The sequence below is a fragment of the Neobacillus endophyticus genome (assembly GCF_013248975.1).
Classification (GTDB): Bacteria; Bacillota; Bacilli; order Bacillales; family Cytobacillaceae; genus Neobacillus; species Neobacillus endophyticus.
Map to the genome: position 1 here is coordinate 2,172,410 of NZ_JABRWH010000001.1, position 24,320 is coordinate 2,196,729.

Sequence of the window (24,320 nt, forward strand, 5' to 3'; positions counted from 1 at the left end):
TCGTTTTCTAAACTTAAGGAGGAATTAACCATGACTGTTAAAGACTTTATTGATACTAATGATTTTTCAAAGGAAGAATTGATGAAAATTGTGAATCTATCACTTGCATTGAAAAAATGTATAAAAGCGGGATACTATCCACAGCTTCTAAAAAATAAAACTTTGGGCATGATTTTCCAACAAACTTCAACAAGAACTCGTGTATCCTTCGAAACAGCAATGGAACAGCTTGGCGGCCATGCCCAATATCTTGCTCCAGGTCAAATCCAGCTTGGCGGCCATGAAACAATTGAAGATACCAGCAGGGTGCTTTCAAGATTGGTAGACATTTTAATGGCTCGTGTTGACAGACATAAATCTGTAGCCGATTTAGCTGCAAATGCTACTATTCCAGTTATTAATGGCATGTCGGACTATAACCACCCTACTCAGGAAATGGGCGATATCATTACGATGATCGAACATCTACCTGAAGGAAAACAATTGGAGGATTGCAAGGTTGTATTTGTCGGTGATGCCACACAGGTTTGTGCTTCTTTAGGATTTATTACGACCAAAATGGGAATGAGATTTGTGCAATTTGGACCAAAAGGCTACCAATTAAGTGAAGACCATCTGAAAATTTTTGGGGAAAATTGCAATGTATCTGGTGGAAGCTTCCTTATTACAGATGATGCTGAAGAAGCACTTAAGGATGCAGACTTTGTTTATACAGATGTATGGTATGGCTTATATGATGCCGAATTATCAGAAGAAGAGAGATTAGCAATCTTCTATCCAAAATACCAAGTAACAATGGAAATGATGAAAAAAGCAAAACCTGGTGCCAAGTTTATGCACTGTCTGCCAGCTACCCGCAATGAAGAAGTAACAGATGAAGTTATCGATTCTGAATTTTCGGTAGTATTTGATGAAGCGGAGAATAGACTTACTGCCATGCGTGGACTTCTCGTTTATTTCTTAGGGCTTAACAAAGAAGATGTAGACAAAGCAGCAGAAGCAAAATTTGAATTGGAAAAAACACTATTTGCTGCATTTGAAGCAGAGAAAGAATTAGTGGAAGTATATTAAAACTGAGTATTTGTAATTAGAAATAGGCTGTCCCTAAAGGTGTTTCCCTTCACTTTTAGGGCAGCCTTTGAATTTCAAAGGGAGTGACGGAGTTGGAATTATGGTATACCCAGCAGCAAACGGAAAATATCAGATTATCGATAAAAGTAAAAGAACATTTATATACAGGTAAAAGTCCTTATCAGCAAATTGATATTTTTGACAGTGAGGAAGTAGGGGAATTTCTCATCATCGATGGTATGGTTATGCTGACATCAAAGGATGAATTTATCTATCATGATATGATCGCGCACGTCCCGATGGCAACAAATCCCTCTATTAAAAGGGCACTTGTTATTGGCGGAGGGGATGGTGGTACAGTGCGCGAACTAACACGCTATCATTCTGTTGAAAAAATCGATATGGTTGAAATTGATGAGAAGGTGGTGGCAGCTGCAAAACAATATCTGCCAATCACCGCCCACAAGCTGGGTGACCCAAGAGTTTCTCTTTATTTTGAAGATGGGGCGGGATTTGTCCGCAACGTCAATGCTAAGTATGATTTAATAATTGTTGATTCGACTGATCCGATTGGACCAGGGGAAGGCTTATTCACATATGAATTTTACCAAAGCTGCTATAATGCCTTAACGGATGAAGGGATTCTCGTAAACCAGTGTGAGAGCCCTTTTTATGAAAAGAATGCAAGAGAAATGCGCAGGGCAATTGCCAAAGTCAAAAGAATGTTTCCAATTGCAGAAGTTTATCAATATAATATGCCTACCTATCCATCAGGACATTGGCTATTTGGCTTTGCTTCGAAAAAATATCATCCTGTACATGATTTTCATCCGGAGAAATGGCAAACGTTCGGACTTCACACAAAATATTATAATCCGGATGTGCATCTTGGTTCTTTTATGCTGCCAACTTACGTAAGGGAGCAGATTCAACATGCTTAGTAGTTTAATTAATACACCCGAATCCATTTATCAAACATTGCTCAAGTTTTGCCGGGTAAAAAGTGTTACCGACTCGGAAGGAGAAAAAGAAGCACCTCAGTTTTTATATGAGGAGTTAAATAAACTTCCATATTTCCAAAAGAATCCTAAACATCTGAGCATCCAGCCGATTCAGGGAGACCGGCTCGGGCGCTCTAATCTTTATGCCTGGATCAAAGCAGAGAAACCTGTAGCCAAAACAATCATTCTAATGGGGCATTTTGATGTAGTTGACACGGATGTTTGCGGAAATTTAAAAGCTGAGGCTTTCGATCCTGTGAACTACACAAAATTAATGGAAAATGAAGATATTTCGGAGGAAGCTCGAATAGATCTTGAATCAGGGAAATGGATATTTGGGCGGGGAACTGCAGATATGAAGTGCGGGTTAATCGTCCAAGCTGCCGTACTGGAAGAGTTTTCAAGGCATCCAGAACTTTTGGATGTCAATCTGCTCTTCATGGCTGTTGCTGATGAAGAAAATAATGCATGTGGTATTCAAGAGGGTGTCCGTTATCTTGCCAAACTTAAGAAAGAAGGCTATGAATTCCTTTGTTGTATTGACAGTGAACCAAGTATTACGTTGGAAAATAAAGAATGTGCTTGGATCCACCTTGGTACGATTGGCATGTACACTCCGTTTACTTTTGTTCTCGGAAGGGAAACGCATGTCGGGGAATATTTTGAGGGGCTGCCGGCATCATTAATTGCCTTTAAACTGGGAGGGCTGCTTGAAGGAAGCAGCAGTTTCGCGGAAACATTTAAAGAAGTGACCTATCCGCCGCTTACCTGTCTAAAGGTATATGATTTAAAGCCTACCTATTCGGTAACGGTCATTGAAAGGATTGCAATGTATTATAATAGCTTGTTTGTCACCATGACACCGGATGAGCTTCAAGCAATGATGAAGACTGCTGCCAAGATAGCATTGGGATCGGCTTTGGAAGACTATCATAAAAGTTGGTTAGAAAAGCGCACACATTCGGAAAAAAAGCAGTTCAATCCTCAAGTGATTGAATATAGAGAATTGGCGGAACTAGCAGAAAGGAAAAGCGGGATTTCTAAGCAGAAAATGGCATCTGAATTTCTTAACAGTCTGCCTAACTGCCTCGAACTACAGGACAGGGGCATAAGGCTTGTTAATCATCTTGTGGACGCTGCCGGTTTAATAGGGCCAGCTGTTATTATCGGCTTTTTACCCCCATACTGTCCTTCAGGATTCAATGAACGAAAAACAGCGCAAGAGCTGAAAATCATAGAAACAGTAGAACAATTGGTGGTACTCGCAAAAAATCAATATCACCAATCTATCTCAATCGGTGAAATTTACGAAGGCATCTCTGATTTAAGTGAATTTGCTTATAAAGGAACTGCGAGGGATATTCATACTTTGTCGAGGAATTTCCCAGGGTGGGGAACTGATTTTGAATACCCATTTGAACAGTCGAAATATCTTGATATTCCTGTAGTAAATCTCGGACCCATTGGCAAGGATGCTCATAAAAAGACTGAACGCCTTTATCTGCCATATGCACTCGAAGTATTGCCCAAGCTTTTAAAAGAAATGATTGAACGAATAGCAAATTGATAAACCATTTACATATAAATGGATAAGAATCCAGACAGCTTAATGCTATGTCTTGGATTCTTATTTAGTAGAACAATGGATACTAGTTGATTCTATTTGCTAATACATCCATGCACATAATACAAAATCTTTTTCATTGATACTCCTTATATTCACTCTTATAATGAAAATGGCTTAACAACTTTAGAAATGAGTGTGGAAAGGCAATGGCAATTTTAAAAAATGACTGGGCTCCTTTACTTGAAGGAGAATTCGAGAAACCGTATTATCAACGTTTGAGGGAAATTTTATGGGAGGAATACCAAACGAGAGTGATATATCCAAACCAGCATGATATTTATAATGCGCTGCATTTCACTCCGTTTCACCATACAAAAGTAGTCATTATCGGTCAGGATCCTTATCATGGTCCTGGACAGGCCCATGGGTTAAGTTTTTCAGTAAAACCCGGAGTGGGAATTCCACCATCATTACAAAATATTTATAAAGAGCTTCAGTCTGATCTGGGATGCTATATCCCTAATAATGGGTACCTCGTGAAGTGGGCTGAGCAGGGAGTGCTGATGCTGAATGCGGTCTTAACTGTCCAGTCAGGAACTCCAAACTCACATAAAGGCCTTGGGTGGGAGATGTTTACGGACAAAGTCATTGAAACATTGAACCAAAGAGAAACACCGGTTGTGTTTATCCTTTGGGGGAATTTTGCCCAACAAAAACAACAATTGATTACCTCTTCTCGGCATTACATCATAAAGTCTCCACATCCAAGTCCATTTTCCGCTAATAGAGGGTTCTTTGGCAGTAAACCATTTTCTCGAGCGAATGCGATATTGCGTGATATCGGCATGGAGGAGATCGATTGGCAGATCCCTAATCTATAGGGATTAAGAACATATCGATTAAGTAAACCGCTTAGGTTCATCCGAGCGGTTTACATTTTTTTTAGTAATTCTACAACTCCGGCAATATTCTTTACTACATAATCAGCGTGAGCTTGGTCGCCTATTTCGTGAGCATCAATCTGAATCGTTTTACAACCTAATTTCTTTGCGGGAATAATTTCGTTAATGGCATTGTCACCAATACTAAGCATTTTAGAAAATGGTAGTTGGTAATGGTCTTTAATTTTTATAAAATTTTCTTCGGTTCTCACGGGTTTCTGTCCTTCAAATATCTTATAATCGAAACACTCCAAAAACCCAAGCTTTTTCGCAATCACTTCACTATCTTTTTGCGGGGAATTTGTATAAAGCACAAGCTTTTTTCTTTTACTTAAGGAAAAAAGTGTATCTTTAAAACTGGGAATTTCCTTCATCTGAAAATCAGCTGACATCATGTATTCCCTTGTTTGTAAAAATGATTGATTAGCTGATACTCCAGATAGACCATAATGTCTTGCAATTGAAGCCGGAACCCACCAAAAATCCCCTACGCTAAACAGCGAATGGAGATTAAATTTTAATTCACCTGGATAAAGTTCTTTTACCACATTATCGGATATTTTTTCTCCTTCCCAATTGACCGCTCGAAGTACTTTCCCATTCTGTTGAATTAAAATGAAATCATGATTAGCATCATATACCGTCCCTATTTTTAATGGATGCTTATTCTCTTTAACCAATTGATAATCCTTATAAAAATGTTCCTTATTAGTTGGGGCTAGCTTTTCACATAGACGGTCCGCATAAAAGTCAAAATGATGGGTATCTTCGTATAGTGTTCCGTCCAGGTCAAAAACGATGACTTCTATATCTTTAAGCATGTAAAATCTCACCTCTATACGAAAGAATTGTTCTTAAGTATGTACCAAACATGTATCTTAAATTATTTTTTTAAAAAAACCTTGTGAAAAATGAAAGGAAATAGCAAGAATTATTGACCGACCGGGGTATAGGGAGGAACTAAAAATAAAAAAGTAGTCTTCTTGTGTTGAGAGAACTATTTTTCATTCATCAATTGTTCCACCGCTGGAATATCCGCTGAAGCCCATTTTAACGACTTTAAGTTTTCTCTTTTTAACCAAATGAGAGTAGAGTGTTCACTTTTTGTAGGAAATCCTTCAATTATCCTGCATTTAATCGAAAGTAAATGAATAACAAATGTTTCGTACTCTTGAATATGCTCATTAAATATTTCTTTAAAGGTTTCGACTCTGCAACCCAGCTCTTCAGCTATTTCTCTTTCTAATGCAGAGAAAATGTCCTCATTCGCTTCTACTTTACCGCCTGGGAATTCCCACCTATTAGGAAGTGACATTTCTGGTGACCTAAGGGCACAGAGAATTTCATGTTGTTCATTTTCGATAATGGCTGCGACAACTTTTATGCTTCTTTTCAAAGTAATCCTCCTTTGGATGATTTACAAACAATATATCACTTTTCGGAATAAGATTCTTCACAAGCATAAAAGTGCCCCACCCTTTAAAAAGAGTGAGGCACTTTTGAGATTACACGGTGTGTTTAATTTTTCTTGTAAAGTAGGCTTTTTCTTTTGCAGCAAATTGGCGAATGTCAGGAATCAACCAGTTATCTAGAGCGATGCGTCCTGCATTGAGTCCGGCAGCTAGAATGAACACACCGAGTAAAATATCCCATGGGTTGGTAGAAACGGTTCCAGCCATAATATATGCAAAGTTCATCATCAAGCCAAAGAACATGGCAGCAGTTGTTAAACATCCTAGGATTAAACCTAAACCTACAAGGAATTCTCCCCAAGGAACTAATACGTTAAATATATGAACATTTGGCAGAGCGAAGTTTTTTAAGAAGCTTACAAATGTACCAAAAACGATACTGCCATCCGGACCTTTAACGGGATTGGCGATGGCGCCTTTTAAAAAGCCACTTGCATCAAAACCGCCAGTCAGTTTATGGAAGCCCGCTGTTAACCATTCATATCCGAGATACAATCGCAAGACTGTGAGAAGGTATGCCGCAATTTTGTTCTCTCTTAGAAATTTGTTGAACATATAAAGGACCCCTTTTTAAAAATAGGATTAATAACTTCTTTACACTGTTATTATATTTGATTAATTTGAGATTTTGAGCGGTGATTTCAATGCTTCACATACTATTCAAAAAGGTTTGAACGTTTTATGATTATTGAAAAAGAGATGGAATTTTCCTATTTTTCTATGTTTTTTTCCTATTCCGCCTTTTATGTAAACCCTTTCATGTGAAAGTATTCACAATTATAATAAGAGTGTAAGGCAATATTTCATTACATATCAGGGAGGAATCCATGATGTTTGATATTTTTTATGAGCTTAAAACATGGTTGTTTAGTAACTTAAATGAAAGAAGCGAAATCGAAGAATTCGAACGTCTTGAGTCCAAGCATACCAGAGTTCATCATGATGAAGATATTTACGAAATGATCCGCATTCATTAATATTTGACTAAAATAGTCTTCTCGTTGTGAGAAGACTATTTTTCATGGACAAATTTTTATGGATAGAGTTTTGCTGAAGTGATATTTCTACTGTTATTAACTGTTCTATTGATTTAAAGTATTTTTTGCTCTTCTTCGATTGGGTGGTAAAGTTACCTGGCATTCAAAAAAAAATGCTCCATCAAATGGTGCTTGATGGAGTATTTTCGGAAACCGCGGCACGTTCTCTTCCTTTCAAATTCACAACGACAACCCCTGAAATGGCAATAATTCCGCCAATGATGGAAATGGTATTTGGCCACTCATGAATCCAGAACCAGGCAACCACGATGGCAACGATAGGTTCAAGGTACAACATGCTAGAAACAGAGCTGGCTTTTCCTGCCGCCAGGGCTATGGCCCATGTAACATAACCAATCGCTGTTGGGAAAATTCCAATATATATGGCGGAAAAACTTGCTTCCAAGGTAGCATGTTGAATATCATGAAAGATCCCTGGGAAGAAAATGAAAAATGGCAAGGTACCTGCCCATGTGAAATAAGCTGTTAATTCCATGGATGTGTATCGGGAATATAATGACTTTTGATAGACGAACATGACGGAAGTGGCAAAAGCTGCTACTAATATGAAGAAGGCTTCTTTTGAAATCTTAAAGGAATCTCCTGATGATCCCAAAGTAATAATGAAAATACCGACAAAACCAATGATTAATCCGATCCAGCCCCATTTTCCGAGACGTTCTTTTAAAACAAACATGGCCAATAAGGAAGTGAAAATTGGCCCCGATCCAATCAGCATTCCAGCGGTTCCAGCTGAAACGGTTCGTTCACCGAAGGTCACTCCAATATGATAGATGCTGATGCCAATCCAGCCAAGAATTAATATTTTAAGAAGATCCTCTTTTCTAGGCAGACGGAACTTAACACCAGGCAGCAAGGCGTATACCGCAAATAAAAGGGACGCAATAAGGTAGCGGATCAGAATTAAATGACCTGCCGAGTAACCACCCTTCAATCCAACTCGAATCGCTGCAAAAGAAGAACCCCAAATTAATACTGTTAGGAGGGCTATGCTAAATGCTTTTGTATTCAATTGTAATCCTCCATTTCCCTTTAATCTTTCCAAGCGTATCATGGATGGAACATAATTGTAAATGAAAGATTGTTTGGAGATTATTATTAGAAAATTAATAAAAAATTCCCCCAATCCATTTATAGGGATTGGGGGTCTGCTTTTGTTTGTCATTCATTCAAATGGAACGGAACCGTTGAAACCACAACATCTTTTCTATTCAAAAGAATTGCACGAATACGAAGTGCCGATTGATTGTGTAGTAAATGATGCCACCACTTATGAATGATAAATTGAGGTAATAGGACTGTGATTTTTTTCTTTTTGTAACGATTTTCAACACGCCCGATAAATTCTACCAATGGTTTCACTAATGTGCGGTAACGAGAGACGACGACAACTAATCGAACTCCGGGGTTCCATTGTTCCCATCTTTCTTCGATCCTTTTGGCATCTTCATTTGAATAGGCAACATAAAAAGCAACTACATTACTGGTTAAAGACTTTGCGTAAGCTACGGTCGATACAACTACCTTATGGATTCCTGCAACCGGGACGATAATAAGTGTTTCTGTAACAGGAAGAGGCTCATCTAAGTCAACTCTTAACTGTTTTGCTACATTATCATAATGCTTACTGATTCTAGATAATAAGAAAAGCAAGGCTGGCGTAATGACAATAACAATCCATGCACCTTCCAAAAATTTTGTAATGCTAAAAATAGCTAATACTAAAAACGATACAATAGCACCCAAACCATTAATGAATGATTTACGCTTCCAAGCTGTTGATTTTTCTTTTATCCATTTTAGTACCAAAGCAGATTGGCAAATCGTAAAGGATGAAAATACCCCGATTGCATACAAAGGAATAATCGCTTCAGTCCGTCCTTTGAAAACAACTAATAAAATGGTTGCCAGTACACCCAATGTTACAATCCCAAAGTGTAAGGCTAAACGATCTCCTCGATTGCTAAACATACGAGGTAAATTTTGATCTTGTGCCATAATGGAAGCCAATATTGGGAACCCGTTGAAACTGGTATTTGCCGCTAAAGTTAATATTGCCATGGTTACTAATTGAACAAAGTAGAAAAATACACCATGTCCTACAATGCCTTCTGTTAACATAGATAAAACTGATTTTTTACCTGTTTCATCGGGTTTAATTCCATATATCATTGCAAGTAGTGTTATCCCGCCAAAAATTATAGCCAAAATTATACCTAATGTAACCAGTGTCCGTTTGGCATTTCCTGGTGCTGGACTTTTAAAATGTGGAACAGCATCTGATATGGCTTCAATTCCAGTGACCGCAGAACAGCCAGAAGAAAAGGCCTTTAATAAAACGAACCATGTTAGTGTTTTCGGCAACGAAGCAGGAATAGATAAATGCTGTGCAGTAGGAGCATTTCCAGTTACCCAATCAAATAAACCTCTGACAATCAGTATTAGCATCGAAAGAATAAACAAATAGGTCGGAATAGCAAAAATATTTCCTGATTCCGATGTACCTCTTAAATTCATCCAAACCATAAACCAAATCATTATGACACACAAAAGCACCGTGTAACGAGCCAACGTTGGATAGGCCGAAACTATTGCTAAAACTCCAGCGGAGATGGATACAGCTACGGTTAGTGTATAATCAATCAGTAAAGAAACTCCCGTTAAACGTCCCCAATTCATCCCTAAGTTTTCTTTTGCCACCATATAAGCCCCGCCGCCTTGAGGATAGGCATCGATCACTTGTCGGTAACTGATGATGAGGATCAAAATTAGCAGGATGATGGCAATAGCAATGGGGGTAGAAAAAGAGAACGCAAACGTCCCAACAGTTGCAAGTTCCAGCAGAATCATCTCAGTACCATATGCGACTGAGCTAAGAGCGTCTGATGATAAAATCGGTAATGCCTTCCAAACGGGCATTTTTTCAGCTTCGGCTTCGCTTGATTTTAATGGGCGACCTAAGATGATCCTTTTTAGTGATTGAGTTGTCATTATAATTCCTCCAAAATTAACCCTTATTAAGAAATTAAAATATGTCTATTGGATTTACATTCATTCTCTAATTTTCAATTGTGTATTTGTTACTATTTCCTTGTTTAACCATATGTATTCTAAACAAAAATCTCATTTTTCTTCCTTACCAACATTCCAGTGAGTGGGCCGCCGCTTTATAAACAAAAAAAGTCCTTAATCGGGCCCGATTCTGTAGCAAGAATTGTGCTCTTTATTTATGTTTAGGGCCAGATCCCATGTGTAATAGGGCTACAATTATTGCTTCATCACCAGGAGTTAATAATAATTTGGCCATATGAGATAAAGACTGCCTTGCTCCAGTAGAAATAAGTTACTGGTCTGGATGACAATGATTACCGGTGTAGACACCGTTCTAACAGTAAAATACATTAACAAATATTTATGACGATAATCCTATTTTGTTGTTTTATAAAAAAAGGATTGGAAAATAAAGTAAGTATTTCAAGGATAATAGTAAATCCAATAAATGGTAAAAATGTAACTTGTTGTCAAATTGATGAATCGGTAATATAAGGTTTGTTATGAATCTTATCTAGGAGGGGTTTTCTTGAAGAAAATTGTTATGGCATTGCTGACTTTTATTTTGGTGGTCATCCCTATTTCTGCTTTTGCTGCTACAACACCAGCCTCAGTTTCAAAACAAATGTCTTCAACACAAAGTATGGTCCAATTAAAAGGCGTGCCTATTATGATTAACGGTGTTAAATATACTCAAGCCGATCCTCATGTAAAGAACGTAACTGATTTTGTTTTCGATGACTCTGCAAAGTCAAAGGGAGTAATCTATGGATTTACAAGTAAAAACAACTTAAATGCTTATTTGAAGAGTGCTGTTGCTGCCCGTAATAAGAACATGCAAAACAATGCCATTGCACCCCGAGCTGTTTACTATAACTCGTATTTTTATCAAGATATAAACTATGGAGGAAATTCCTTCGGAGCTTCCAGTAATATTAGCTGGGTGGGATCTTATTGGAATGACAAAATCTCTTCGTTAACAGCTGGTTACAATCATAACTGGACAGTTCTATGCTGGGATATTAATTACGGAGGATCAAGATTTTGGGTAGAATCCGGCATCAATGTCAGCTATGTCGGTTCCACTTGGAATGATCAAGCGTCTTCCATCTTCTTCAGTAATTAGATAGTCAGGTCAAAGTATTTTTGCTTTCATTGTTATGGCAGTTTGCTATGTTCATAATGTTTGTATGAATAAACTATAAACAGGGGTGGGAGAAAAGGGTGCTGACATTTTGTTGATTGTTTCCTTTTCTTATCCCAATATAGGATTCCACCACCATTTTTTAACGAAAAAATACGCTAAGTCCTTAATCTATCGGGCTTGGCGTTTTTTATATAAATTAATAACGAACCGTAATGCCCAATAGTGCAGCAATAACTGGAGCCTGGGTTGAAGATATTTTAAGGCCGCGTAGCAGGTTCGGTGTTAGGATTATACTCTCAAAGTCGGCATTCGAAAGATCAATTCCTTTAAGGTTTGTATCTGAAAAGTCTACTTCGTTTAAGACGCTTCTTTTGAAATGAACCTCTTTCATTTTTACTTCTTGGAAATAAGCACTTGTTAAATCACTGTTCTCAAATAAAACACTTTTTAGATTACTATCAGAGAAATTGATATATCTTAAGTGAGAATCGATGAATTTCACATTTGAAAACTTTGATCCGATAAAATCATTTCCTAGCAGTTTGCAGCTTTCGAAAATGGTACGATAAACAACTGCATGTCGTAAGGCGATATTGGCTAGGTTGCAATTAGTAAAAATACAATCCAGCATTTCTATGTCATTTAACTCTTCTGTTAAAAATTCACAATGTTCAAATTTGCTTTCTTTTATTTGCGGTGATCGATATGTAGAAGTAATTTGGCAGTTTTTATAAACTGTTCCCGGTTCAACCTCACTTAAATCAATGGTTTCATTTAACACTTCATTTTCAATAATTAAATCAGGTTCAATCATCATAAAAACTCCCTTCATTCGAAAATATATCATCTAGTGTATCATAAGGATAACCTTGGATTACATTAGAAGATGATTTGTATGTCCAATTTGACCCGTATGATATACCATGAAAATATAAATATCTTTTAAGGAGGAAATTACGTGAATACTTCTTTACGTGATGAAATCAAACATCTTTATCATAAACTAATTGATGCATGGAATAATAGGGATGCTCAAAGAATGGCTGGCCTGTTTACAGAGCAGGGAATACAAATTGGATATGATGGCAGTAAGGTGATTGGCTGCGAGGAAATTTTTTCGCATTTACGCCCTATCTTTGAACACCATCCCACTGCATCCTATATTACGAAGGTTACAGAGATCCGGCCTTTTGGAAGTGATGCTGCTATTTTATATGCCTTTGCAGGGATGATTCCTCCTGGTAAAACAGATATCAATCCTGCCGTAAATGCTCATCAAACTTTGATTGCAGTTAAGGACAACAATCAATGGCGAATTGATCTTTTTCAAAATACTCCGGCTCAATTTCATGGCAGACCTGAGTTAGTTGAGCAAATGACGGAAGAGTTAAGAGAAATAATAAAGTAAGGTCTTAAGTTCATTGAAAAATACTTATAAGCATAATTCATATATCATAGAACGATAATTTAAATGGATGCTCACAAAATAAGCAGGCTGCTGAATGCTGCCTGTTTATTTTAGAATGTTTCATATATTATTTTTCCTGTATGGGACGTATCATAATCCCCCAATGAATTTATTTCAGACTGAAACTGCGTAGAGGATAATATTTTACTTATAGTGTTTATGAGGCTTTCAGTTTCCGGTGTTTTCAGCATAACCAGGTCATATTGTTCTGTTATTAAAGGAACAAAATCAATTCCCACCATTTTCGCCGCTTTTTCAATCCCCACTCCAACATCAGCCATTCCGGTAGAGACGGCGGAAGCTACACTTAAATGATTAGTCTCCTCGTGCTGGTATCCTCTTACATTTCTTGGGGAAATTCCGTTGATTCTAAGTTGTTCATCTAGAAGAATCCGTGCTCCTGAGCCCTTCTCTCTATTAATAATGGTTAAATCCTCCCGATTTAAATCAGCCCAGGAAGTAATATTTAAAGGGTTTCCTTTTTTTACATAAAAACCTGCTTTTCTTAAAAGGAGGTTCATTAAGATAATAGGAGATCCCACGAGAATTTTTTTTACATAGGGCAGGTTATACTTGCCTGTATCACCATCATATAAATGCAAGCTGACAATGTCACATTCCCCATTGTACATAGAGAAAAGGCTGTTTAAACTCCCTGAAAAGGAACGTAATGTTTTATATGTTGAATGTTTTTCAATGTGTTTACCAAGAATATCTAACACTATGTCTTGTCCGCTAATCACAATGTTAGGGGATGTCTTTGCTTCGGTATGATGCTCGGAAGTAGGGGCGTGCAATGCTGTGTTTGGGTTCGTCTTATGTTTATTTATGTATTGATCCAAGTCATTTGCATCTATTCGCATCTGTCTTCCTACACGGAATACTGGCAGTTCCCCTTTTTTTACAAGATCATATAAGGTTAGTTTCGATACTTTTAAAAGCTGAGAAACTTCTTCAATCGTATAGGATCGTTCTTTCGACATGTACATCCCTCCATTTTTTATTGTACCGTATCGTATGAGAAAAAGAAGAATTTTAATATAAAATATAAAATGTGATTTTTTTTATATTTTTTTCCATTATAACTAGTTATAATTAGTTATAAATAATTATAACTAGTTTGAAAGGGAGACAATGATGAAGAAAAGAATTAACGTATTAATTTTCTCGATCTTGATGGTAATGCTTGTTGTATCAGGATGTTCAACAAGTGAAAAAACGCAAAAAACAGACACAAAGAAACAGGCATCTTCTGAAAAAACTGTAGAATTAACAGTTTCTGCAGCAGCAAGTTTGCAAAATGCTTTAAATGTTATTAAATCAAATTTTGAGAAAGAACATCCGAATGTGAAAATAACCTATAATTTTGGTGCATCCGGTGCTTTGCAACAGCAGATTTCCCAAGGGGCACCAGTCGATCTTTTCTTTTCCGCAGCTGAAGACAAATTTGATAAATTAGTAAAAGCAGGATTAATTGAAAAGAAACAGTCGTCTAATCTACTAGGAAACGAGCTTGTCCTGGTGGTACCAAAGGATTCAAACAAAGGGATCGAAACATTTAAAGACCTCACGAAAGCTGGTAAAATAGCTATGGGAACCCCTGAGGCTGTACCAGCAGGGTTGTACGCCAAAGAAACTTTAGGAAAATTAAATATTTGGAATACGATTGAAGGGAAAGTAGTCTACGGAAAGGATGTCCGACAGGTACTTACATATGTAGAAACGGGAAATGTGGATGCAGGAATTGTGTATAAAACAGATGCCTTAATTTCTCAAAAAGTAAAAATTGCTTCAACTGCAAATGCAAATACACATGACCCGATTATTTATCCATTGGGCATGATCAAAAACAGTTCCCATCCAAAGGAGGCTGCCCTTTTCTACGATTATCTTCAAAATCCAACCTCAATGAAGATCTTCGAAAAGTACGGGTTTAAAGGACTAAAATAATTTCAAATGGCAGAAAATTTTTGGAGCCCCATCATATTATCACTTGAGATCGCATTTGTGGCAGGAATATTGGCAGTCGTGTCAGGGCTGCTATTAGGGAAAATTATAGCGGCTAAGAAATTCAAAGGGAAAGCAATTATGGATACCTTATTTCTTTTGCCGCTCGTATTGCCGCCAACAGTAGTTGGTTTCCTGTTAATTATAATTTTTGGGAAAAATAGTCCGATTGGTCAACTGGTGGAATTTATTTTTAAGCAGCCCGTCATGTTTACCTGGTGGGCGGCTGTTATAGCTTCCGCTGTCGTGGCATTTCCTTTAATGTATCAATCAGCCGTAGCAGGATTTGCCGCTATTGATAAGGAAATCGAAGAGGCTGCCCGAGTCGATGGGGCGAATGAAATGAGAGTATTTGTATCGATTTCGATCCCGCTGGCCCTTCAAGCGATTGTTTCGGGGGCAATCTTGGCTTTTGCCAGGGCGTTGGGGGAGTTTGGGGCCACTCTCATGTTTGCTGGAAACATCCCCGGAAAAACACAAACAATACCAACCGCTATTTATATCGCCATTGATTCAGGTAATATGGAGTGGGCGTGGTTATGGGTAGTAAGCATGATCGTTATATCGTTTTTCATGTTAATATGTGTGCATTTCATAAAATCCTGATACAGCATAACGGAGGCATTCCTAAAAGAGGAATGCCTCCGTGTTCATTTGTGGAAGGTACTAGTTTTCTATTTTCCAGATAACGAAAATTTCACCGGATGTTTGCAAATATAAAAAAATAAAACCCCGATTTTCTTAACCACCCTGTACATCCTTTTGTGAGCATTTAAACAGATGTCTTCTAGAAATGGCTAAATCTAATAGGTTTTACGATTGGAAGCCAAAAAAGTTCTGTTTTTGACAGATTTTTCGAAAATGATGATTGATAGAGAGAATACAGTTGGCAGGAAAATGATGGACTGATGGTACTAGTAGATCTTCTAGTTTTTCGAAAAAGGTATCATGATTTAATCTACTAACGTTTTTTCTATGAAAACCGTTTTTACTGAAATACCATTGGGATTAGTTATGACGGTCACATTTGAAGTAAAATAACCCAGGGATTCATAGAGACGAATATTTTTTGGTAAGGATGCCCGGACACGGCATTCTATTTTTGCTTTTAAATTTTTTTTAGCATGTTCTTCAAGCCAACCTAACATAGCCTTGGCAACACCTTTACCTCTTGCTTTAGTTGCTACAGACAACCGTGAAAAATACAGAGCATCCTCTTTCAGCTTAAATCGGCAGGAACCAACGGGAACCTCATTGACTGTACATACAATTGCTTGCTCTGTGTGACTCTTTATCGTGTTTTGAAGTGCGTCTAACGATTCATTCAATGCACTTGAGGGAACCTCAAGAAAACGATATTCTTCAAATGCCTCTAACATCAATTGATAAACTATTGGGACATCCTTCTCCTCAGCAATTTTTATCTCCATTTTCGTATTAATCGCTCCCGTTAAAAGGTGACATTTTTTAATCGAATTGTAATATGAAGATGACTTTTTAAACAACTAGTTTGTCAGATTTTCTGACATACATTTTTTAATCACAGCATGAATGATAGGGCGAAACAGAAAAGTGGATCTTGTTGTCTAAGAAGAGGAAAAAACAAGACAGTTTGGTAAATAAGAGCACATTTTGCCCCCGAATTAAATGATAAAAAGGTCTTTGGTCAATAAATAAAGATATTTATTTTCATTAATGACTTTATCACAAGCCCTTCAAACCTAGCAAAATGAAGGAAAAATCCAAACATAGGAAAATGAGGAATTAAAAAACATGTTAGATTTTGTAACATGCTTGTTGATTGGTCAGAAAATTCACATTAACATGTTGTTTATATTTAAACGAAATGGAAGTTGATTGGAGGAGAAGTTGTGACAAAGCAAAAATTAGTGCTGATTGGTAATGGGATGGCAGGTGTGCGTTGTATTGAGGAGATAATCAAGCTGGAACCGGACATGTTTGAAATAGCGATATTTGGAAGTGAACCACATCCCAACTATGATCGCATTCAACTTTCAAAGGTCTTGCAGGGGGATACTTCGATTAAAGATATTACCATCAATGATTGGGAGTGGTATGAAAAGAATCAAATTCTTTTATACCCTGGGGAAACGGTTGTCAGCATTCAAGCTGATGAACAATTCATTATTACAAGCAAGGGCCGGCAGGTTCAATACGATAAATTAATTATCGCCACTGGTTCGCTGCCTATTATGCTGCCAATTCCAGGGGCAGATAAAGAAGGGATTACGGCTTTTCGTGATATCAAAGACTGTGAAAAAATGTTGGAATATTCAAAAAGCCATAAAAAGGCCGCTGTGATTGGCGGCGGATTACTAGGCTTAGAAGCAGCACGCGGTCTCTTGAATTTAGGTATGGAAGTAAGTGTCATCCACCTCGGAGATTGCCTGATGGAAAGGCAGCTGGATAAAACAGCCGGGCAAATGCTGCAAAAAGAACTGGAACAACAAGGGATGAACTTCTATCTTGAAAAACAAACAAAAGAAATCTTTGGCGGTGAAAAGGTAGAGGGACTGCGTTTCAGTGATGGTGAAGAAATAGCTGCGGATCTAGTTGTTATGGCTGTTGGAATCAGGCCAAATATTCAATTAGCAAAAGATAGCGGGATACCGGTTAACAGGGGGATTCTTGTTAACGATTGGCTGGAAACTGAAGTACCAAATGTTTACGCTGTCGGTGAATGTGCGGAACATAGAGAAATAGTATATGGCCTGGTTGCCCCGCTTTATGAACAAGGAAAGGTTTTAGCAAAAAGGATTTGCGGGCAGGAGGCCTCCCCTTATACAGGATCCACAGTATCAACGAAATTAAAGGTTTCGGGAGTGGATGTATTCTCCGCGGGTGATATTTTCGGGAACGAACAAGTAAAAACGATGATGGCCTATGACGATTACAGTAGAACCTATAAAAAAATCCTGATTAAGGATGGGAAAATGATCGGTGCGGTTTTGTTTGGTGATACAAGTGAAGGTAATCGTTTATTAGCACTTATAAAAAAAGGAGCAGATATTTTAGAGTACACGGAAAGTGGTAAAAGTGAACAGACTGGGGGAAGCCTGGTTGCTTCCATGGCAGACGAAGAAATTATCTGTGGCTGTAATGGGGTAACCAAAGGCGCCATCGTCAATGCGATTCAGACTCAGGGATTGACAACTGTTGAACAAGTGAAAGGATGCACAAGTGCATCCAGATCATGCGGTGGTTGTAAATCCTTAGTAGCAGATCTGTTGGAATATACATTAGGGGATCAGTATAACAGTACAGAACAAAAAGAACCGATTTGCAGCTGTACCACCTTATCAAGGGACGAAGTCATTCAGGAAATTCGTGATAAAGGTTTAACTCATACAAGAGAAGTAATGAATGTCCTTGGCTGGGAAACGGAGGACGGATGCTCCAAATGCAGGCCGGCCCTGAATTACTATTTAGGTATGATGAATCCGGTCCGTTATAAAGATGAACGGGACTCCCGTTTTGTAAATGAAAGGCTCCATGCCAATATCCAAAAAGATGGCACTTATTCTGTTGTTCCAAGGATGTACGGGGGAGTTACCAATGTGGATGAATTACGAAGGATTGCTGATGTGGCGGAAAAATATGATGTGCCATTAATTAAACTAACCGGAGGACAACGGATTGATTTAGTAGGTGTGAAAAAAGAAGATCTTCCGAAGGTCTGGTCTGAACTTGATATGCCATCTGGGTATGCTTATGGAAAATCACTTCGAACTGTGAAAACTTGCGTAGGAGAAAGCTTCTGCCGCTTTGGCACTCAGGACTCGATCACGATGGGAATTCGGATGGAAAAGAAATTTGAACGCATTAGCACACCGCACAAGGTAAAAATGGCTGTTTCTGCTTGCCCAAGGAATTGTGCTGAATCGGGTATTAAAGATTTAGGTGTTGTGGGAGTAGATGGAGCATGGGAAATCTATGTCGGCGGAAATGGGGGAACTCATTTAAGAGCAGGTGATCTATTCTGCAAAGTGAAAACGCAGGAAGAAGTACTAGAAATGACAGGAGCGTATTTACAGTATTACCGTGAAACGGCCCATTACTTGGAGAGAACTTCGAAGTGGGTGGAACGATTGGGATTGGATCATATTAAATCCGTATTAGCAGATAAAGAGACACGAGATTCCTTGAATGAACGACTTGATGAAGCATTGTCAGTGTTAAACGATCCATGGCAGGAGGCTATTAAAAGCGGAGAGATTCAAAGAGAACTTTATGAAACAGTGAAAGTACCTGTCGATATGAAAAGGGGAGGTTAATACATGGAAGCGATTCGTTACCGGATAAAAGTAGGGGCACTGAATGAGATTCCTGAGAAGTTAGGTAAAACGGTCAAAATTGGTGCGCATGAAATTGCCATTTTTCGCCTGGCAAATGGTGAGATTCGAGCAATTGAAAACCGATGCCCGCATAAAGGGGGCGTTCTTGCAGAAGGAATGGTCAGTGGCGAGCATGTTTTCTGTCCAATGCATGATTGGAAAATCAATTTAAAAGATGGAAAGGTGCAAGCCCCGGATATAGGTTGTGTCAAAACCTATAAAACGGAACTTCAAGATGGAGAAGTCATTGTCATCTTATAGGTTTTGCTGAATGAAATGGCTTTCTGACAGTAAAAGCGACTATGTGTTAGAAAGCATAACTGATCTGACAGTAAACAACGAAAATGAACTTGTTTCAATAGAGAGATCATTAGGAGGTCCATTCTTGAAGAATGGTATCAATGTTAAACAGACAAAAAAACCGAAGGAACAACGCAACATGAAGGTTGTTCCTGTTTTATTGCCGGAGGTGGAATCATGAAGGAAATCAATATGTACCAAGGAAATAAAAAAATTCTGTTATTAACAACCTTTGCATTTTTTCTATCCTTTGTCGTGTGGTTTAATATGGCGCCATTCACCACAACCATTATGACGGTTCTTCACCTGTCAAAAGCGGAAGTGGGAATCTTAATGAGTTTTAATGTAGCCTTAACCATTCCATCACGTATCATGATTGGTATTTTGGTAGATCGGTTCGGCCCCAGAAGAACGTATTCATCATTATTAATCGTTATGAGTATTCCATGTTTCTTTTTTGCCTTTGGAAATAGTTTCTGGCAATTATTTATTGCAAGGATCTTCATGGGAATCATAGGAGCGGGGTTTGTCATTGGGATTCGGATGGTATCGGAATGGTTCCCTGAGAAACAAATCGGTCTGGCGGAGGGGATTTACGGCGGCTGGGGAAATTTTGGTTCTGCTGCTGCAGCCTTTTCACTCCCGCTCATCGCTCTTTGGATAGGCGGAGAGAACGGATGGAGATACGCGATCCTTCTGACAGGGGTGATCTCTTTTGTTTATGGATTCGTTTATTATTTTTCCGTTCAGGATTCGCCGAGTGGAAAATCCTATAAACGAATTAAGCGAATGGGAGCGATGGAGGTTACCTCTCCAAAAGATTTAATTGGTTTAATGATCATGACATTTCCTGTTTATGGGATTTTAGGCGTACTCACTTGGAAATTGCAGAGTACATCCATTATTTCCTCTAATATCGCAGCGGTGATTTATGGGGTATTGGCTGTTTTTTACCTCATGAGTCTATCTAAAATATGGTCGGATAACAAAAAAGTATTCTCTGAAGACTTTCCAGAGGAAGAGAAATACTCATTCCGGCAAGTGGCTGTTCTCAATATGGCCTATTTGATTACTTTTGGATCAGAACTGGCGGTTGTTTCCATGCTTCCGATGTTTTTTGAAGAAACCTTTCATTTAACGGTTGCCAAGGCTGGAATGATTGCCTCAAGCTTTGCTTTCACAAATCTGGCAGCAAGACCGCTAGGCGGTTGGCTGAGCGACCGCTTTGGCAGGAAAAAAACTTTATTAATTCTATTACTGGGCCTAGGCTTTTCGTATATTGGAATGTCATTGATTTCATCAAGTTGGCCTTTATTCTTGGCTATGTTGTTAACGGTGTTCTGTTCCTTTTTTGTTCAAGCTGGGGCGGGGTCTGTGTTTTCGATGGTGCCGCTTATAAAGAAGCGGATTACTGGCCAAGTGAGCGGAATGGTTGGGGCATACGGGAATATTGGCGGTGTTATGTTTTTGACTATTTTGAGCTTTGTTACCCCTTCAATCTTTTTCGTGGTGATCGGCAGTACTGCTTTCCTCTGCTTTGCAGCAGCCTTTTTCTTAAAAGAGCCATTTGAAAAAGAGCTTCTTCATGAACGTAAGAGCAATATCATTGTTAATTCAGCGGCAAGGGGCCTTGATCAAGTATGAAAGACTTTCTTTCCAATTTTTTAACAAAAAGTAAAGAACTGAATAAAGAAGATGTTTATGATGCCAGATGCCCTTTTTGCAGTGTCCAATGCAGCATGCAGATCTTCGAGGAACGAATTGTCAGCAGGAAGGTTTTTAAAGTAAAACCAAATAAAGAAGACCCTGCTTCAGAGGGCAGACTTTGCATTAAAGGTATCAACGCCCACGAGCATGTTGTGAATGGGCAGCGGATTTTGTATCCTTTATTAAAAATTGACGATGAATTTCACCGTGTTTCTTGGAGCTTGGCTCTCAATTATATTAAAGAAAAGTTTTCCCAGCTTCAAACAGATTACGGAAATGACACCTTGGGCGTGTACGGAGGAGGTTCCTTAACAAATGAGGAAGCCTATTTACTTGGAAAGTTCGCCAGGGTGGCATTAAAAACGAAGTATATTGATTACAACGGAAGGTTTTGCATGTCTTCGGCTGCAACAGCAGCAAATGTTGTTTTTGGTATCGATCGGGGGCTTACATGCGAATTAGCGGATATCCCCGAGGCGGAATGCATTATTTTGGCAGGGACAAATATCGCGGAATGTCAGCCCACTCTCATGCCCTATTTTTTAAAAGCAAAGAAAAAGGGCAGTTTTATCATCGTCATTGACCCAAGGGAAACTCCGACTTCCAAACTAGCAGATTTGCATATAAAGGTGAAGCCGGGTATGGATGCAAATTTAGTAAATGGCATGTTAAAGGTAATGCTAGAGAAAGGGTATGTGGATCGTTCCTTTGTCATGGAACGGACAAATGGATTTGAAGATCTGCAGGAGTTCTTGCAGTCAATCGATTTACAGGAAATCTCTGAGTTAACAGATGTCCCTGTGGATGTGATCGAACGTGCAGCAGAGCAATATGGAGCCGCCGGGACAGGAATCGTTTTTACTGCAAGAGGAGTAGAACAGCATGCGAGCGGGGTTGAAACCGTCAAGAACTTTATTAATTTAGCATTAATCACAGGGAAAATTGGCAGACGCGGCTGCGGTTATGGGGCGATTACTGGGCAGGCGAATGGTCAAGGAGGGAGAGAGCATGGGCAGAAAGCTGACCAGCTCCCCGGCTATCGATCCATTAGTCATCCAGAGCATCGGAAATATATAGCTGACGTATGGGGGATTGAGGAGGCTGACTTGCCAGATAAAGGAGTCTCTGCATATGAGATGATGCAAAAAATTGCTGCCAACGAAATAAAGGGACTATTTGTCATGGGGTCCAATCCTGTAGTCTCCAATCCCAATGCTATTTTCGTAGAAAAGGCACTTGGTCAATTAGAATTTTTAGTCGTCGCCGATCTGTTTTTATCAGAGACGGCTCGAATGGCAGATGTGATTTTACCGACGACATCATACTTGGAAGATACGGGGACATTGACAAATCTGGAAGGGCGGGTTGTGCTAAGGGAAGGTACCCGCAGGAAATTGGGAGAGGCGAAGCATGATTGGGAAATCCTTTGCGACCTTGCAAATGAAATGGGGAAAAAGGATTACTTTCTTTATTCAGCAGTTGAGGAAATCTTTGAAGAGCTTAAAGTAGCTAGCAAGGGTGGTAAAGCAGATTACTTTGGGATCACGTATCAGCGGTTGAAGGAAGAAAAAGGGGTGTATTGGCCTTGCCCTGATATTGACCATCCAGGTGAAAGAAGTTTATTTGAACGAACATTTGCTCATGAGGATGGAAGAGCAATGATCTCCGCGGTCAACCAGCAAGTTCCAAAAGAAATGGTATGCCAAGAGTATCCGTTATTTCTGACGACAGGCCGTGTCATGCATCATTATTTGACAGGTGTGCAAACAAGAAAAAGCTCGAAGCTTAGCAGCCTCTCGTCTGAGCCGCTTTTAGCCATACATCCTGAGACTGCTAAAAACTATCAAATTGAAGATGGGGCATTTGTGAAGGTCCAATCAAAGAGGGGGAGTGCAGTCATGAGAGCATCGTTGACACCGGGGATCCGTGAAGACACTCTTTTCACGACTTTTCACTGGGGAGACTTGCAAAGTGTCAACAGAGTGACCAACCATGCCTTAGACCCACAATCCAAAATGCCGGAATTCAAAGTCTGCGCAGTCAACATTATATTACTCTAGAGAATTGCAAGGTATGAAGGCGATAAAAGTGTAATATGAACCATGATTTTGTCGTCTGCGTATGGTACCTTTTATACCTTTTGGTAAAATATTCCTTAAACGAATAAGAAGGAGTAAATAAAGAAGCTGTAGACTACTTGTCTATAGCTTCTTTATGGATCGAGTACCAATCAGTATCTTTTTACAAATAGAAGAACCCCTCAATCTAAGGGGGTCTTCTACTTGTTACGGATCTGTTCAAGAACCGAAGGAATAAAATCCGCATAGCTTTCAATATGAAAGTCAGCTTCAATGTTTGGATTTTGATGGGCAACGGTTATAATGCCGAGTTTCCTTGCCGGAATTAAATCCAAGTCTCGGTCACCTACAACCAGGTCAATATGATAATCTTTCATGACATATTCATAGGATGAATGGTGTGGCTTCCTCGTAAAGCCTTCTTCTTCAACTGAAACTATTTTTTTAAAATAATTTGTTAAATGAAATTTCTCAAGAAGATAAAGAGTTGATTCCTTATCCCGGTGAGTAACAATGACATTGTTTTCAACAGCGGATAAGGCAGTTTCTAAGTGTTCGAACGGTTTGCTGTTGATTTTCGAGTAATGGTTGTACAACTTTTGATATTCTTCCCTTTGTTCTTCACTAATCCCATAGTGTTTAAAGGCCGTTTTGGAATCAATTTTCAGCCATTTCAAAACTTCACTGCGATCAAGGTCATGCCCGCTTAGAGTGACAAAACCCTCAACCAGTGCTGGATAAGTATCAAATAGGGTGCCGTCAAAATCCCATAATACGTTAATAATAATCCCTCTTTCTAAAAACATACTCTTAAAAAAGAGATTATCATATTGTGAATAATCGCGCAAAATTCACCCCTGTGCAAAAGTATCGGCTCCTCCTTCGCCAAATACCATGATAGCCACTCATGCTATCCCCACTGCTTAAAACTATAACGTTAATTTGTTAAAAATGTATGACATAGATGTTAATCGTTCTTTAAATATTATCTGCATAACTGGGTCTAAATTTAAACGAAACCCTATATTTTATATGGAGGTGGCCACATCCCATAGGAAAAGGGTGAGACGAAAGTGTATGCCGTTTCTTTTTTTGAG

The 24,320-nt window shown here is 38.8% G+C and carries 22 protein-coding genes; 13 read left to right on the plus strand and 9 right to left on the minus strand.

The genetic code is table 11. The features are described 5' to 3' along the window. The first annotated feature begins 30 nt into the window (after nt 1-30). The 4 genes from ptcA (at nt 31) to HPT25_RS10575 (ending at nt 4,520) form a co-directional block, all read left to right on the plus strand. Nucleotides 31-1,071, plus strand: coding sequence for a putrescine carbamoyltransferase (ptcA, locus tag HPT25_RS10560; RefSeq protein WP_173063487.1), 1,041 nt, complete (start codon nt 31-33; stop codon nt 1,069-1,071). A gap of 83 nt (nt 1,072-1,154) precedes the next feature. Next, nucleotides 1,155-2,012: a polyamine aminopropyltransferase gene (gene speE / locus HPT25_RS10565; protein ID WP_376767920.1), complete on the plus strand. Its 858-nt coding sequence runs from the start codon at nt 1,155-1,157 to the stop codon at nt 2,010-2,012. Further along, entirely contained in the window at nt 2,005-3,639 is a 1,635-nt protein-coding gene (locus HPT25_RS10570) for a M20/M25/M40 family metallo-hydrolase (RefSeq protein ID WP_173063493.1), read from the plus strand. Before speE ends, HPT25_RS10570 begins: the two co-directional genes overlap by 8 nt. A 206-nt stretch (nt 3,640-3,845) precedes the next feature. Beyond that, the gene (locus HPT25_RS10575; protein ID WP_173063496.1) at nt 3,846-4,520 is read left to right on the plus strand and encodes a uracil-DNA glycosylase; all 675 of its coding nucleotides are present in this window, start codon (nt 3,846-3,848) and stop codon (nt 4,518-4,520) included. Between the two features lie 50 nt (nt 4,521-4,570). Here the strand turns inward: HPT25_RS10575 and HPT25_RS10580 are convergent, their stop codons facing one another. The 3 genes from HPT25_RS10580 to HPT25_RS10590 all read right to left on the minus strand — a co-directional run bounded on the left by HPT25_RS10580 (nt 4,571) and on the right by HPT25_RS10590 (nt 6,607). Next, nucleotides 4,571-5,401 carry an HAD family hydrolase gene (locus HPT25_RS10580; RefSeq protein WP_173063499.1) on the minus strand — a complete coding sequence of 277 codons (831 nt, stop codon included), beginning with the start codon at nt 5,399-5,401 and terminating at the stop codon, nt 4,571-4,573. Between the two features lie 176 nt (nt 5,402-5,577). Continuing rightward, nucleotides 5,578-5,976 (minus strand): (deoxy)nucleoside triphosphate pyrophosphohydrolase, encoded by a 399-nt coding sequence (locus HPT25_RS10585; RefSeq protein WP_173063502.1) that lies wholly within the window; start codon nt 5,974-5,976, stop codon nt 5,578-5,580. 109 nt (nt 5,977-6,085) lie between these two features. Then, a complete protein-coding gene (locus HPT25_RS10590) occupies nt 6,086-6,607 on the minus strand; it encodes a DoxX family protein (RefSeq protein WP_173063505.1) in 522 nt (173 codons plus the stop codon). A gap of 275 nt (nt 6,608-6,882) precedes the next feature. Between HPT25_RS10590 and HPT25_RS10595 the strand changes: the two genes are divergently transcribed. Then, on the plus strand, nt 6,883-7,029 hold the full coding sequence (locus HPT25_RS10595; protein ID WP_217269684.1) for a hypothetical protein: 147 nt from the start codon (nt 6,883-6,885) through the stop codon (nt 7,027-7,029). A 181-nt stretch (nt 7,030-7,210) separates the two neighbouring features. On the opposite strand, the gene HPT25_RS10600 is transcribed toward HPT25_RS10595, so the two are convergent. Together HPT25_RS10600 and HPT25_RS10605 are read right to left on the minus strand one after the other, a co-directional pair. Further along, nucleotides 7,211-8,122: a DMT family transporter gene (locus tag HPT25_RS10600; protein WP_173063511.1), complete on the minus strand. Its 912-nt coding sequence runs from the start codon at nt 8,120-8,122 to the stop codon at nt 7,211-7,213. 149 nt (nt 8,123-8,271) lie between these two features. Beyond that, entirely contained in the window at nt 8,272-10,101 is a 1,830-nt protein-coding gene (locus tag HPT25_RS10605) for an APC family permease (RefSeq protein ID WP_173063514.1), read from the minus strand. A gap of 589 nt (nt 10,102-10,690) precedes the next feature. On the opposite strand from HPT25_RS10605, the gene HPT25_RS10610 reads away from it, so the two are divergent. Further along, nucleotides 10,691-11,287, plus strand: a complete 597-nt coding sequence (locus HPT25_RS10610; RefSeq protein WP_173063516.1) for a peptidase inhibitor family I36 protein — start codon at nt 10,691-10,693, stop codon at nt 11,285-11,287. A 217-nt stretch (nt 11,288-11,504) separates the two neighbouring features. Here HPT25_RS10610 and HPT25_RS10615 read toward each other — a convergent pair whose 3' ends face one another. Beyond that, entirely contained in the window at nt 11,505-12,122 is a 618-nt protein-coding gene (locus HPT25_RS10615) for a pentapeptide repeat-containing protein (RefSeq protein WP_217269685.1), read from the minus strand. Between the two features lie 144 nt (nt 12,123-12,266). On the opposite strand from HPT25_RS10615, the gene HPT25_RS10620 reads away from it, so the two are divergent. After that, a complete protein-coding gene (locus HPT25_RS10620) occupies nt 12,267-12,716 on the plus strand; it encodes an SgcJ/EcaC family oxidoreductase (protein ID WP_173063522.1) in 450 nt (149 codons plus the stop codon). A gap of 110 nt (nt 12,717-12,826) precedes the next feature. Here HPT25_RS10620 and HPT25_RS10625 read toward each other — a convergent pair whose 3' ends face one another. Then, a complete protein-coding gene (locus tag HPT25_RS10625) occupies nt 12,827-13,759 on the minus strand; it encodes a helix-turn-helix transcriptional regulator (RefSeq protein WP_173063525.1) in 933 nt (310 codons plus the stop codon). 154 nt (nt 13,760-13,913) lie between these two features. On the opposite strand from HPT25_RS10625, the gene modA reads away from it, so the two are divergent. Then, a complete protein-coding gene (gene modA / locus HPT25_RS10630) occupies nt 13,914-14,726 on the plus strand; it encodes a molybdate ABC transporter substrate-binding protein (RefSeq protein WP_173063528.1) in 813 nt (270 codons plus the stop codon). A gap of 6 nt (nt 14,727-14,732) precedes the next feature. Continuing rightward, nucleotides 14,733-15,389 carry a molybdate ABC transporter permease subunit gene (modB, locus tag HPT25_RS10635; RefSeq protein WP_173063531.1) on the plus strand — a complete coding sequence of 219 codons (657 nt, stop codon included), beginning with the start codon at nt 14,733-14,735 and terminating at the stop codon, nt 15,387-15,389. Between the two features lie 347 nt (nt 15,390-15,736). Here the strand turns inward: modB and HPT25_RS10640 are convergent, their stop codons facing one another. Then, nucleotides 15,737-16,213: a GNAT family N-acetyltransferase gene (locus tag HPT25_RS10640; protein WP_173063534.1), complete on the minus strand. Its 477-nt coding sequence runs from the start codon at nt 16,211-16,213 to the stop codon at nt 15,737-15,739. 441 nt (nt 16,214-16,654) lie between these two features. Between HPT25_RS10640 and nirB the strand changes: the two genes are divergently transcribed. The 4 genes from nirB (at nt 16,655) to nasC (ending at nt 23,205) form a co-directional block, all read left to right on the plus strand. After that, nucleotides 16,655-19,078, plus strand: a complete 2,424-nt coding sequence (gene nirB, locus HPT25_RS10645; RefSeq protein ID WP_173063537.1) for a nitrite reductase large subunit NirB — start codon at nt 16,655-16,657, stop codon at nt 19,076-19,078. 3 nt (nt 19,079-19,081) lie between these two features. Beyond that, nucleotides 19,082-19,399 (plus strand): nitrite reductase small subunit NirD, encoded by a 318-nt coding sequence (gene nirD, locus HPT25_RS10650; RefSeq protein WP_173063539.1) that lies wholly within the window; start codon nt 19,082-19,084, stop codon nt 19,397-19,399. A 216-nt stretch (nt 19,400-19,615) separates the two neighbouring features. Next, complete coding sequence (locus HPT25_RS10655) at nt 19,616-21,082, plus strand: NarK family nitrate/nitrite MFS transporter (protein ID WP_173063542.1); 1,467 nt, start codon at nt 19,616-19,618, stop codon at nt 21,080-21,082. Then, entirely contained in the window at nt 21,079-23,205 is a 2,127-nt protein-coding gene (nasC, locus tag HPT25_RS10660) for an assimilatory nitrate reductase catalytic subunit NasC (protein ID WP_173063545.1), read from the plus strand. Before HPT25_RS10655 ends, nasC begins: the two co-directional genes overlap by 4 nt. Nucleotides 23,206-23,423: 218 nt before the next feature. Here the strand turns inward: nasC and HPT25_RS10665 are convergent, their stop codons facing one another. Next, entirely contained in the window at nt 23,424-24,029 is a 606-nt protein-coding gene (locus tag HPT25_RS10665) for an HAD-IA family hydrolase (protein ID WP_217269686.1), read from the minus strand. Nucleotides 24,030-24,320: the final 291 nt, after the last annotated feature.